The 11,746-nt window shown below is 62.9% G+C and carries 12 protein-coding genes; 8 read left to right on the top strand and 4 right to left on the bottom strand.

Going from position 1 to position 11,746, the window contains the following annotated elements:
* The first annotated feature begins 3 nt into the window (after positions 1 to 3).
* From AC0L2D_RS25010 to amaB, 5 genes are all read left to right on the top strand, one after another.
* Complete coding sequence (locus AC0L2D_RS25010; protein WP_473542862.1) at positions 4 to 888, top strand: transglutaminase family protein; 885 nt, start codon at positions 4 to 6, stop codon at positions 886 to 888.
* 84 nt (positions 889 to 972) lie between these two features.
* Positions 973 to 2,079 carry a DNA topoisomerase IB gene (locus AC0L2D_RS25005; RefSeq protein ID WP_473542860.1) on the top strand — a complete coding sequence of 369 codons (1,107 nt, stop codon included), beginning with the start codon at positions 973 to 975 and terminating at the stop codon, positions 2,077 to 2,079.
* A 107-nt stretch (positions 2,080 to 2,186) separates the two neighbouring features.
* Positions 2,187 to 2,561, top strand: coding sequence for a YciI family protein (locus AC0L2D_RS25000; protein ID WP_013529829.1), 375 nt, complete (start codon positions 2,187 to 2,189; stop codon positions 2,559 to 2,561).
* Positions 2,558 to 3,832: an RNA polymerase sigma factor gene (locus AC0L2D_RS24995; protein ID WP_013529830.1), complete on the top strand. Its 1,275-nt coding sequence runs from the start codon at positions 2,558 to 2,560 to the stop codon at positions 3,830 to 3,832. The genes AC0L2D_RS25000 and AC0L2D_RS24995 overlap by 4 nt, the downstream gene beginning before the upstream one ends.
* A gap of 185 nt (positions 3,833 to 4,017) precedes the next feature.
* A complete protein-coding gene (amaB, locus tag AC0L2D_RS24990; RefSeq protein ID WP_027161453.1) occupies positions 4,018 to 5,532 on the top strand; it encodes an L-piperidine-6-carboxylate dehydrogenase in 1,515 nt (504 codons plus the stop codon).
* A gap of 62 nt (positions 5,533 to 5,594) precedes the next feature.
* Here the strand turns inward: amaB and AC0L2D_RS24985 are convergent, their stop codons facing one another.
* The 4 genes from AC0L2D_RS24985 to AC0L2D_RS24970 all read right to left on the bottom strand — a co-directional run bounded on the left by AC0L2D_RS24985 (position 5,595) and on the right by AC0L2D_RS24970 (position 9,646).
* A complete protein-coding gene (locus AC0L2D_RS24985) occupies positions 5,595 to 6,455 on the bottom strand; it encodes a hypothetical protein (RefSeq protein ID WP_473542857.1) in 861 nt (286 codons plus the stop codon).
* Positions 6,456 to 6,830: 375 nt separating this feature from the next.
* A complete protein-coding gene (locus AC0L2D_RS24980) occupies positions 6,831 to 7,163 on the bottom strand; it encodes a hypothetical protein (protein ID WP_024502663.1) in 333 nt (110 codons plus the stop codon).
* Positions 7,164 to 7,225: 62 nt separating this feature from the next.
* Complete coding sequence (locus tag AC0L2D_RS24975) at positions 7,226 to 8,074, bottom strand: endonuclease/exonuclease/phosphatase family protein (protein ID WP_013529834.1); 849 nt, start codon at positions 8,072 to 8,074, stop codon at positions 7,226 to 7,228.
* A gap of 108 nt (positions 8,075 to 8,182) precedes the next feature.
* On the bottom strand, positions 8,183 to 9,646 hold the full coding sequence (locus tag AC0L2D_RS24970) for a phospholipase D-like domain-containing protein (RefSeq protein ID WP_473542854.1): 1,464 nt from the start codon (positions 9,644 to 9,646) through the stop codon (positions 8,183 to 8,185).
* A 308-nt stretch (positions 9,647 to 9,954) separates the two neighbouring features.
* On the opposite strand from AC0L2D_RS24970, the gene AC0L2D_RS24965 reads away from it, so the two are divergent.
* The 3 genes from AC0L2D_RS24965 (at position 9,955) to AC0L2D_RS24955 (ending at position 11,658) form a co-directional block, all read left to right on the top strand.
* Positions 9,955 to 10,155 carry a hypothetical protein gene (locus AC0L2D_RS24965; RefSeq protein WP_082826544.1) on the top strand — a complete coding sequence of 67 codons (201 nt, stop codon included), beginning with the start codon at positions 9,955 to 9,957 and terminating at the stop codon, positions 10,153 to 10,155.
* Positions 10,156 to 10,542: 387 nt separating this feature from the next.
* Complete coding sequence (locus AC0L2D_RS24960) at positions 10,543 to 11,130, top strand: hypothetical protein (RefSeq protein ID WP_473542852.1); 588 nt, start codon at positions 10,543 to 10,545, stop codon at positions 11,128 to 11,130.
* Positions 11,131 to 11,142: 12 nt separating this feature from the next.
* Positions 11,143 to 11,658, top strand: a complete 516-nt coding sequence (locus AC0L2D_RS24955) for a helix-turn-helix transcriptional regulator (RefSeq protein ID WP_064995671.1) — start codon at positions 11,143 to 11,145, stop codon at positions 11,656 to 11,658.
* The last annotated feature ends 88 nt before the right edge of the window (positions 11,659 to 11,746 follow it).

Raw genomic sequence — 11,746 nt, 5'->3', positions numbered from 1 at the left:
ATCATGCTCTACGATATCAGGCTTCATCTCCACTATGATTACGCTTCCGCTGCCGGCGGCGGTCGTCATCAGGTGCGCGTGCTGCCGTCGACGATATCAGGCGTGCAGCGCGTCATCGCCGCATCACTGTCCTTTGCGCCGGCGCCCAACGAGCGTTCCGACTTTTCCGATTTCTTCGGCAACAACGTCACCTCGATCGCCTTTCGCGATGCGCATGATGCGCTCGACATCAGGATGAGCGCCCGCGTGTCGGTGTCTCGGCCCGAGCCCGGGCTCGACGTGTCGCCCGATATCGCCCGGCTCAGGCAGGAACTCGCCGCGGTGCGGTCTCTGGCACCTGATGCACCGCACCATTTCCTGACGGCCAGCACCCATGCCGGCATCGACGATGCGATCACTGCCTACGCACGCAGCAGCATCGCCGGTTCCGCCGCCAGCACGGCCATGAACCTGTGCCATCGCATTCATCGTGATTTCACCTATGACGGCGAGGCGACGACGGTGCGGACCCGGGCCAGCGATGCTTTCAGGCTGAAGCGCGGTGTCTGCCAGGACTTTTCGCATATCATGATCGCCGGCCTGCGCGGGCTCGGCATTCCCGCTGGCTATGTCAGCGGCTTCCTGCGCACCATCCCGCCGAAGGGCAAGCCCCGGCTGGAAGGCGCCGATGCCATGCATGCCTGGGTCAAGGCCTGGTGCGGGCGCGACGCAGGCTGGCAGGAATTCGATCCAACCAACGGCATGCGGGCCAGCAACGACCATATCACCGTCGGCTACGGCCGCGACTATTCGGACGTGGCGCCGATCGTCGGCGTGCTCAAGACCACGGGGGGACAGGTCGGCGAGCAGGCTGTCGATGTCATTCCGGTTGTGCTCGAGAAAGCCTGAAAGCAGGCTCGACACCGTTTTCGGACGGCGCGTGGAACCAGCGGTCGGCCAGTGGCTTATCTACGGAATTCGCGTGGAGCCGACATGTTGCAGAAATCCGGAATGTCGCCCGGCCGACCGGCTGGCGAGGACGCTGTATCGCCAGATGGTGTGTTCAAAAACGGGGCACAAAGCTCGGCCGATCATGCGTCGCTTAGTTATGTCAGCGATGCCGAGCCTGGTATCCGGCGGCTGAAGACAGGCAAGGGGTTTTCCTACAAGGGACCGGACGGACGGACGGTTTCGGACGCCACCAAGGCCCGCATCGAGGCGATCGTCATTCCGCCGGCCTGGACGGATGTGTGGATTTCGCCCGACGCGGACGGCCATATCCAGGCAACAGGCAGGGACCAGCGGGGACGCAAGCAATATCGTTATCATCCGCAATGGGCCGAAGAACGCGATGGTGCCAAATATTCGAGCCTTGTCGCTTTCGCCGAGAGCCTGCCGGACCTGCGGCACAGGATCGACAGCGATCTGCGCCGTCGTGGCTTGCCGTTCGAGCGGGTCGTCGCCGCGGTTGTCTGGCTGCTCGACAACACGATGATCCGCGTCGGCAATGCCGCCTACGCCCGCGACAACAAGAGTTTCGGGCTGACCACGTTGCGCGACCGGCATGTCGATATTGTCGGTTCAAGCCTGCGCTTTGCCTTCAAGGGCAAGTCGGGCAAGGAGTGGAAGCTGAAGCTGGCCGACCGCCGCATCGCCAGGATTGTGCGTGGCGCGCAGGACCTGCCAGGCCAGAAGCTGTTCCAGTATCTCAATGAGGACGGCGACAGGCGGCCGGTCCGCTCCGAGGACGTCAACCGCTATATCCGTGAGGCGGTCGGTGACGCCTTCAGTTCGAAGCATTTCCGCACCTGGGGCGGCACCATTCACGCCGCGTCGCTGTTTGCGCAAACGGAACTGCCGCAAAGCCAGGCGCAGCGAAACAGGGCGATGAACAGCGTCATCGACAAGGTTGCCGAACGGCTGGGCAATACGCGTGCCGTCTGCCGCAAATGCTATATCCATCCGCGGGTCTTCGAAGCGTGGTCCGAGGGACGGTTGCTGGATGAAATGGCGCAGGCCAACAAGCGCAAACGGGCGATTGCCGGTCTCGATGACGAGGAAGCTCTCGTGCTGCGATGGCTGAAACTGGGAGAAAGCTAACCGACGCGGCCGACGGTGGCCAAATCCGTCACATCTGGATTTTTTTATCGACGTCATGTCGGGATCGGTCTTACTGTTTCGTCCTTTGACAGAGAAAAGGACCAGCCATGCTCTACGCAATCCTCTGCTATGCCTCCGAAGATGTCGTCTGCTCCTGGAGCAAGGCACAGGACGACGAGGTCATGGCCAATCTCCTCGACGTTCAGGACAAGTACGCCAAGGCTGGTCGGCTCGGCCCGGTGGCACGGCTTCTGCCGACCACGGCCGCGACGACGTTGAGGAAGGTCAAAGGCGAATCGGTCGTCATCGACGGGCCGTTCGCCGAGACCAAGGAACAGTTTCTCGGCTTCTACACGCTCGAATGCGCCGATCTCGACGAGGCGGTGGAGTTCGCCCGCGAACTTTCCGAGGTCAACCCGAGCGGCGGCTCCTATGAAATCCGGCCGGTTTCGGTCTTCAACCCAACAACGGTTTCCGCATGACCGAAATGGCCTGGATCAGCTCCGCGATCAGCGCCGCCCGCCCGCAGGCGATGGGCGCGCTGCTGCGTTATTTCCGCGATCTCGATACGGCGGAGGAAGCTTTCCAGGACGCGTGCCTCAGGGCGTTGAAGAACTGGCCGCAGAACGGGCCGCCGCGCGACCCGGCGGCCTGGCTGATCTTCGTCGGCCGCAACAGCGGCATCGATGCGGTGCGCAAGCGCGCCAAGCAGGCGCCGATGCCGGAGGAAGACCAGGTTTCCGATCTGGAAGACGCCGAGAGCGATATCGCCGAGCGGCTGGACGGGGCGCACTACCGCGACGACATATTGCGGCTGCTGTTCATCTGCTGCCATCCCGATCTGCCGGCAACGCAGCAGATCGCGGTGGCGCTGCGCATCGTCTCCGGTCTCACGGTCAAGCAGATCGCGCGCGCCTTCCTGGTTGGCGAAAGCGCCATGGAGCAGCGCATCACTCGCGCCAAGGCGCGCATTGCGGACGCCGGCGTGCCGTTCGAGACGCCTGGCGCGGTCGAGCGCTCGGAACGGCTCGCCGCCGTCGCCGCCATGGTCTACCTGGTCTTCAACGAGGGCTATTCGACCAACAGCGGCGAGGCGCCGGCGCGCGCGCCGCTGTGCGAGGAGGCGATCCGACTGGCACGGCTGTTGCTGCGGCTGTTCCAGACCGAGCCGGAGATCATGGGGCTGACGGCGCTGTTGCTTCTGCAGCATGCGCGCGCACCGGCCCGTTTCGACGAGAGCGGCGAGATCGTGCTGCTCGAAGACCAGGATCGCAGCCTGTGGAGCCGCAAGATGATCGATGAGGGGCTGGCACTGGTCGACAAGGCGCTGCGCCATCGCAAGCCCGGCCCTTACCAGGTGCAGGCGGCGATTGCCGCGCTGCATGCGCGGGCCGAAAAGGCCGAGGATACCGACTGGAACGAGATCGACCTGCTCTACCGCTTGCTGGAGCAGATGCAGCCGTCGCCGGTGGTCACGCTCAACCGGGCCGTCGCGGTCTCGAAGGTGCGTGGACCGGGGGAGGCGCTGGCCATGATCGAGCCGCTGGAAGAACGGCTTTCCGGCTATTTCCACTTTTTCGGGCTCAAGGGGGGCCTCTTGATGCAGCTCGACCGGGGCGACGAGGCGCGCGTCGCCTTCGACCGCGCCATAGCGCTTGCGAACACGGCGGCAGAGGCTGCCCATATCCGCATGCATATCGACCGGTTGATCAAGGACGGTGCGGTGCGCCCACCGGCGAAAAAGGCAAACTGAGCGTCACCTCCCCATCTGGCTCAATCGTGTAGTTTGGGCTTGGACCATGCCGGGGTGGCGATTTTCCCCTGAAACGAGTAATGCCACGCCATGACTGCGCCTGAAGTGCCTTTCGGCACACGGGCGACACGGCGAAGGCTTAACCCAGCGCCATATGATGGCGACGGGATCTGAAAGGGACAAGAATGACGATAGGCAAGGAAACGACCGAACTGCTGGCGAAACTGGGCGTGGCCAAGGAGGCGCTCGTCGGCGGCGACCTGATCGTGCGCAGCCCGGTGACGGGCGAGCAGATCGCGGCGCTGAAGACGATCTCACCGGCTGACGCGGCCAAGGTGATCGATGCCGCGCACAAGGCCTTCCAGGCCTGGCGCATGGTGCCGGGCCCGCGGCGTGGCGAACTGGTGCGGCTGCTCGGCGAGGAACTGCGCGCGCACAAGGCCGAGCTTGGCCGGCTGGTTTCGATCGAGGTCGGCAAGATCCCGTCCGAGGGGCTCGGCGAAGTGCAGGAGATGATCGACATCTGCGATTTCGCCGTAGGCCTCTCCCGGCAATTGTACGGCCTGACCATCGCCACCGAGCGCCCGGGCCATCGGATGATGGAAACCTGGCATCCGCTCGGCGTCGTCGGCGTCATTTCCGCCTTCAATTTCCCGGTCGCCGTGTGGTCCTGGAATGCCGCCCTGGCGCTTGTCTGCGGCGACGCGGTGGTGTGGAAGCCGTCGGAAAAGACGCCGCTGACCGCACTTGCCTGCGAGGCCATCTTCAAGCGTGCGGTCAAGCGCTTCGGCGCGGACGCACCTGATGGCCTGGCGCCGGTGCTGATCGGCGACCGCGCCGTCGGCGAGATCCTGGTCGATCACCCCAAAGTGCCGTTGGTTTCGGCGACCGGCTCGACCCGCATGGGCCGCGACGTCGGCCCGCGGCTGGCCAAGCGCTTTGCCCGCGCAGTGCTCGAACTCGGTGGCAACAATGCCGGCATCGTCTGCCCGAGCGCCGATCTCGACATGGCGCTGCGCGCGATTGCCTTTGGAGCGATGGGCACGGCCGGCCAGCGCTGCACGACGCTGCGGCGCCTGTTCGTGCATGACAGCGTCTACGACGCCCTGGTTCCGCGCCTCAAGAAGGCCTACGAGAGTGTGTCTGTCGGCAATCCGCTGGAGACCTCCTCGCTGGTCGGGCCGCTGATCGACAAGGCGGCATACGAGGCCATGCAGAAGGCGCTGAAGGAAGCCGCCGCCCATGGCGGCAAGGTGACCGGCGGCACGCGGGTCGAGAACGGTCATCCGGATGCCTATTACGTGCACCCGGCGCTGGTCGAGATGCCCAAGCAGGTGGCCCCTGTCACGGAAGAGACCTTCGCGCCGATCCTCTATGTGATGAAATATTCGGATTTCGACGCCGTGCTCGACGAGCACAATGCCGTGGGCGCAGGCCTGTCGTCGTCGATCTTCACCCGCGACCTGCAGGAATCCGAGCGTTTCCTGGGTGTCGACGGATCGGATTGCGGCATTGCCAATGTCAACATCGGTACCTCGGGCGCCGAGATCGGCGGTGCCTTTGGCGGCGAAAAGGAAACCGGCGGCGGCCGCGAGAGCGGCTCCGACGCATGGAAGGCCTATATGCGGCGCGCCACCAACACGGTGAACTATTCCAAGGCGCTGCCGCTCGCCCAGGGCGTGTCGTTCGACATCGACTGAAAACTTCGGGATTTTGATCGCCCGCATTGAAAGGCATCCCCGTTACGGGGATGCCGCACCGATCAGCTTCCAGCCGGCGGAAAACAGGCATTGAAAGCGGTGTCGACGATGGCCAGTTTGGCCGCCTGGACTGTCATGTATTCCTGGTAGAATGTATTCGACACCCACATCACCGAATGGCCGCGCTGGCCGAGCCAGCCGATGCTGCCGAGATTCTCGGCAGCGCGCAGCTTGCGGGCCAGATGGGTCCGCGAGAGCTTGAGCCATTTGGCGAAATCTCCGATCGAAACCACGCTGGTCGGAATCTGGTCCAGGCCGGCGTGATCGGGGTCGATGCCCGACATCAGCCAGTCCATGACGATGCCGCCATTGTTGAGCCAGATGAACAGGGAAAAGGTCTGGTTGGGTTCGCGCACCGGCTTGGAGGCAAGCAGGCCGTCCGCCACCAGAGGCTGCAGCCCGGCAACCATCTCGGGGTGTTCGAGGAACCTGGTCAAGCGGTCAGCGCCGTCGAGGCGATCCAGCGTCCGCAGATGGGCAAGGACCCAGCCGGTAAAGGTCTGCACGGTTGCCGCCGTCGGCTGCAAAGGGTGCGTACGGCCGTCGCCACCCGACACATACTCGGCGATGTGGTAGTGCAGCATCTCCTTGATGAAAGCGTCCGCCGTGTTGCGGCTGGCGACCGCATGCTGGTGCACGAACTCGATGAACCGCGATACCGTCAGTTCCTTGCGGCGGTCGTGCGGATCGCGCCTGAAATGCATGGCGAGGCCGACATGACCCATCAGCCAACGCTGCTGCGTGGCGAAAATGGAAGCCAGGCGAGGGCTCTCCTCATAGATTCGGATCAGCGCCAGGGACTGTTCCTGAACGTAGCGATGCAACGCCGGATGGCCGGCAATCTCTTCGAACTTCAGCGCCATCCTCCTGGTGTTCCGGTTCAACTCAAAAAGCCGAGTTGCGCTCCACATTTTTCAGCCTTCCACGGCTGTGTCCAGAGGCACCAAATGCGAAGAGCAAGCCCAACCCGAACACGGGTCGGGCAACGACCGGTGCATGGTGGGATCCGCTAACCGATTGCTATGCCCTGGGAAGCGGGCCGGTGCGGCTTGACGGGGATGGTGGAGAGTGAGTCAGCGAAGCGCAATCGCGACAACATCAGCCAGGTAATCCAGCTGCGCGACAGCGCTGCGCGTCAGTCGTCTGCAGTAGCATTTCCAACTGTCGATGGCGGCATCTCTCGCCACCATACGCGATGAAACCGGCCGGCTTTCGCCGGCCGGTTGGTACGATCGGGATCAGCCGCAGACGCGAACCTCTTCGATCACCCTGTGGTGGTGGCGCCAGTGCTTGACCAGTTCGATATGGCAGCGATGATGCCGGTGGTGGCGGCGATATTCGCCGTACCGGTATTCGCCATCGTCATACTGAACGTTCCGGTCGCCATCATACTGATTGTCGGAATAGCGATCGCGGTGATGACGGCGAATAACGATCCCACTGTCGGAATCGTCGTCCGGCAAATATCGATCGTCGTCGGACTGGATGGTCACGCTTGCCGCTCGCGTCGGCGCAGTGATCGCCGCTGTCGCGGCCAATGCCAACAGGGAAGCCAGAATCAACTTCTTCATCTCGTCCTCCTACACGTTCAAGACATGGTAACTCGCGGAAGAACTGGGCGTTCCGACTAATTTTACACTCTTTGCGACGCGGGAGACATCAAGGCGTTATCGTCCACCCGCTCCAGGCGCACGAAAGCCGTCAGCGGCAGGTGGTCGGAGGCAACGCGTGAAAGCGGCGTGTCATGCGCGTCGATGGCGGCAATCATGCCATGCCGGTTGGCCATGATCCGGTCGAGCGCCAGCAGCGGCAGGTTCGACGGGAAGGTGGGGACCGCCGGCGGCTGCGGGCCGAACGTCGCATGCAGCGTGTTGAGAGCGGAGCGGTTGCCGAGCCGCCATTCGTTGAGGTCGCCGAGCAGCAGGGTCGGTCTTTCGTCCGGGCTGTTCATCAGGTCGAGCACGACGCGCGCCTGCTGGGAGCGGGAGCGACGCAGCAGGCCAAGATGGGCGGCGATGATGCGCAGCGTCCGGCTTCCATCGAGGTCGATCTCCGCCACCACCGCGCCGCGCGGCTCCAGCCCCGGAAGCTTGATCTGGTGCACGTCGCGAACGACGCCCTTCTTGAACAGCAAGACGTTGCCATGCCAGCCATGGCCCTTGCCGGTGGCGGAAATCGGCACCGGAACCAGTCCGGTTTCCCGTTCGAGCCGCGGCAGGTCGAGAAGACCATCACGGTCGCCGAAGCGGTTGTCGGCTTCCTGCAGGGCAATGACATCCGGATCGATTTCGCGGATGACGCGGATGGTCCGGTCCGGATCGAACTTCCTGTCGACGCCGATGCATTTGTGGACATTGTAGGAGGCAACCAGCGTGCCGGTGGTGGCTGTCGTCTTGAGTGCGGCGGCGTTAGCTTTCTGCATCCGGCGGTCACGAAGGGACAGAAGCATGCTTGCCGGGAGGCTGCGTCCAATTCTGTGCATCTGTGCTGCTCGTTCTCGCTGGCTTCAATTCAGAAGCCGGATACAGTCAAAATAGGCAATTTCGGCGTATGTTCCATGACAGACGAGTTCCTCAAGCGCACCTCCGCCTTAGAGATAGGGTGAACCGAGCCACAATGCCCGGTCGAACAGCCTGATAAGGAACGGCCGGGCTCGCAAGGCTTCCAGCGTTACCGGCACGGCGGAGGCAATCGCCGACCCGATCCGCGCCTCGATCTCGCTGGCAAAGCCGGCATCGACCACCTCCAAGTCGATCTCGAAATTGAGCCGCAGCGATCGGGCGTCAAGATTGGAAGATCCGACATAGGCCCACACGCCGTCGATCGAAAGCAGCTTCGAATGGTCGAATGGTCCCTCGGTTCGCCAGACACGGCAATAGTGTTTGAGCACCTGATCGAACTGCGCCATCATCGCGCGGTCGACGAGGAAAAGATTGTTCACCGCCGGCACCACGATGTCTATCTCGACCCCGCGCCTGCCGGCGGTGATCAGGGCGCTGATCAGTTCCCGATCCGGCAGGAAATAGGGCGACATCACGCGTATGGACTTGCGGGCGACCGAGAACGCACCGATCAGCAGCTTGTGGTTGGTCTCGTTGCTGGCATCCGGGCCGGAAGCGACCGCCCGCACCATCATCGGTGCGCCTGGCGACGGCGACAGCGGGGCAATGCGCCAGGCGTCGCCCTTCAGCGCCTCGTTGGTGGCGAAGCGCCAGTCCTCGGCGGCGACCGAAAAGAGGTCGGCGACGATCGGGCCGGTCACCCGGAAATGTGTGTCCCTGGCGCTGTTGGAGCCGGCGAATTCGGCGGAGAAGCCTTTTCGGATGTTCATGCCGCCGGTGAAGGCGGCGATGCCGTCGACCACCAGGATCTTCCGGTGGGTCCTCAGATTGGCGTAGGGCAGGCGCAGGCCCATGACGATGTTGCCGTTGAAGACATCGGCGGGGATGTTGGCCTCGCGCAAATGCCCCAGGATGCTCGGCACCGAGTAGCGGGCGCCGACGGCATCGATCAGCACGCGGACGGTGACGCCGCGCCGGACGGCGCCGGCCAGCGCCTCGACGAAGAGCAGGCCGACGGCGTCATTGTCGAAAATATAGGTCTCGAGCAGGACGCTGCGCTCGGCGCCGTCGATCGCCGCGCACATGGCGGCATAGGCCTCGTCGCCGGTCTCCAGCACATCGATTGCGTTTCCAGGGTTGAGCGCGCGCCGCGCCACCCTGTCGCCGAGTGTCCGCAAGCCCGTGAACCGTTGCCCGTATCGCTCGACGATCAGGGCCTCTTCGACAGCGACGTCGCGCTCATGCTTGGCGGACACCACGCCGTCGGCAAACGGGCGCTGGGCGGTGATCGTGGCACGGCGGATGCGATTGATGCCGGCGACGGCGTAGATCAGCACGCCGAGGATTGGGGACAGCACCATCACGCCGACCCAGCCGGTGGCGGCGCGCACATCTTCCTTGGTCATGACGGCATGGACGATGCCGACCGTCGCCATCGCCACGGAGATGATCGCCAGAATTTGCGGCCAGTGAGTCGCCAGGGTCGCCAACATGCCGAGACTATCCAGCGAGCGGTTGCAGAAGGCAATGCGGCCGGTCCTGCCGCGCATTCGCCGGATGGTGGCATGCGGCCCTGGCCGAAGGTTTCGACCAGCCGCAGAGATTGATGGGTAGAAGCTTCCCAACGGACCCTGTTCAGAAGGACAAACCTGACCTAGCGGAAGCATAGAGCCTGGCATCATCCTGTTCTGCTCAGAGCCTCCGAAGCCTCTTATGCTTTGGTGCGACCTCTATTGTATATCAGGATGAATGAACTTAATGATATGAACACTTTGATTGATGGCGAGGGGGGCGCCTAACGATGAAATTCAACTTCGATGAACCTCCCGGCGATGACATAGTTGCCGACACGTCGGCAGAATGCCAACGCCAATTGCTGCCTCTCGTCCGCGAGATCGTCCAGGCGGCCGTCGCTGCCGGATGGAGCGAGGAGGACGTTCTTCTGGGGTTTGTCGAACTTGCATGGGATTTGTATGAGAATCGTCGCGACGATCTGCAATGACCGGTAGCCAATCTGGTAGCTCTGCATTGCTGGCGGTGTCGCGGCTTTTGCGTCGGCAGCTTTTCGCGATAGGAATTTTTTCTTGACACGGTGATCTCAGCTAAGGTATATATTCGTGCATGGTGCTGATTTGCGCCAGTGACCCGCCGAGCAGGCGGGTTTTTCGTTTGATGCTCCGTCAGCCAATGCGCCGAAGGGTCAAAAGGGACCTGTTGACCCGTAGTCGCGACCTAAAGGCCTGGGTTCCTCGCCCCGAGGGGCTTTTATCCCGAACAAAATTTTTTGTTTGCGTACGGATGTTATTCACTATCCGCAGCATGTGCGTTACGTTGGATCCGGGTCGGCTAAGGGGGATTTCAGGCGACAGACAAGCGGCTGAGGCCAGCAATGGAAAATACGGACGATGCTCGGGAAGGCGGCAATTCCCAGGGCGTCAATCGAGAACGGACAGCTCGATATGTCCTGGACATAATCCCTGAAAGCGCAGGCCCCTGGAGGGCCACCGCGGCGCGGAGTGTCATAGACTCCGCCCGCGATCCCGTCTCGCAGACATTCCCGGCCAAAGAGCATTCCACTGGAATTGCGCTGCGGCCCGCACGCCGATCGAGAGCCTTGCTCGGCAGCGACCGGATCACGCGGTACGATACGCCGACCGGATGTCGCGTCGTCAATCCGGCGGGTGTGGACAGCAAGCCGGCCTGGTCCCTGACCCGGGAGAACGCCGTCGTTTCCATCGCTCCCGAAGCGCTGGCGCAATTGGCCGCGCAGGAATTCGATCTCGCCGAACTCGATCCGCCTGCTTTCGGCACGGTCGACCCGGCCGATCTGCTGCGCACCCACCCAGGCCGCAACAGGCGCCTTGCGGCGTTTTCCAGAATACATCTTGCTGCAAATCCGCCCCAAGCTCCGCAGGAATCGTCTGGAATGTCATGCAGTCCGCGCGTTGTACGCCGTCCGACCGGAACGCTCTCATGAATGGGGTTGGCGATGCCGGTCGGCTTCGATCAATCACGAATTGTTTTTCAGGGGAACGCGGAAGGAAGCCTAGGGTTGAACCTCATCCGGGACGAATCAGGAGGCCAAGAAATGCCGGGTGAGGATGGTGTCCCCGGACCGGTTTCCGGACCCAATTCGCGACAACCGACGCTCAACGCAAAAGGCGGGCTTTCCGTCCGCGCCGCGAGCCGCGTGCGGCAATTCCTGGACGAGAACTTTACGCGCAAGCTGGCGCTTGCCGAGATGGCCGCGGTTTGCGGTCTTTCACCCTATCATTTTGTGCGGGCTTTCTCGAGGACGTTCGGGATGCCGCCGCATCAGTACGTGCTCGGTCTGCGGCTGGATTTCGCTGAAAGGTTGCTTGCCGACAGCGGCATGACGATCGCCGACATCGCTCACTCCAGCGGATTTTCGAGCCAGAGCCATTTTACCACCGTGATGAAGAAATACCGGCAGATGACGCCGCTGCAGGCGCGGATGGGAAAGCTTAGCGCCAAGTTTAGATGAGACGGCGCTTAGGGAGTTGCTTGATTACTTGTTTCTAAAGCATTGGCAGGGGTAACGAGCCGTTAACCTATGCCCGTTTGCTCGCCTC

The sequence above is a fragment of the Mesorhizobium sp. WSM4833 genome, assembly GCF_055811095.1.
Note: the sequence above shows the minus strand (reverse complement) of the source record. Positions and strands in the feature narration are given on the sequence as shown.

Coding starts and splice junctions, on each gene's coding strand:
- AC0L2D_RS24995 (WP_013529830.1), top strand. CDS start 2,558: ATGACCGAAATGGCCTGGATCAGCTCCGCGATCAGCGCCGCCCGCCCG.
- AC0L2D_RS24975 (WP_013529834.1), bottom strand. CDS start 8,074: ATGCACAGAATTGGACGCAGCCTCCCGGCAAGCATGCTTCTGTCCCTT.
- AC0L2D_RS25010 (WP_473542862.1), top strand. CDS start 4: ATGCTCTACGATATCAGGCTTCATCTCCACTATGATTACGCTTCCGCT.
- AC0L2D_RS24980 (WP_024502663.1), bottom strand. CDS start 7,163: ATGAAGAAGTTGATTCTGGCTTCCCTGTTGGCATTGGCCGCGACAGCG.
- AC0L2D_RS25005 (WP_473542860.1), top strand. CDS start 973: ATGTTGCAGAAATCCGGAATGTCGCCCGGCCGACCGGCTGGCGAGGAC.
- AC0L2D_RS24960 (WP_473542852.1), top strand. CDS start 10,543: ATGGAAAATACGGACGATGCTCGGGAAGGCGGCAATTCCCAGGGCGTC.
- AC0L2D_RS24970 (WP_473542854.1), bottom strand. CDS start 9,646: ATGTTGGCGACCCTGGCGACTCACTGGCCGCAAATTCTGGCGATCATC.
- AC0L2D_RS25000 (WP_013529829.1), top strand. CDS start 2,187: ATGCTCTACGCAATCCTCTGCTATGCCTCCGAAGATGTCGTCTGCTCC.
- AC0L2D_RS24955 (WP_064995671.1), top strand. CDS start 11,143: ATGCCGGTCGGCTTCGATCAATCACGAATTGTTTTTCAGGGGAACGCG.
- AC0L2D_RS24965 (WP_082826544.1), top strand. CDS start 9,955: ATGAAATTCAACTTCGATGAACCTCCCGGCGATGACATAGTTGCCGAC.
- amaB (WP_027161453.1), top strand. CDS start 4,018: ATGACGATAGGCAAGGAAACGACCGAACTGCTGGCGAAACTGGGCGTG.
- AC0L2D_RS24985 (WP_473542857.1), bottom strand. CDS start 6,455: ATGGCGCTGAAGTTCGAAGAGATTGCCGGCCATCCGGCGTTGCATCGC.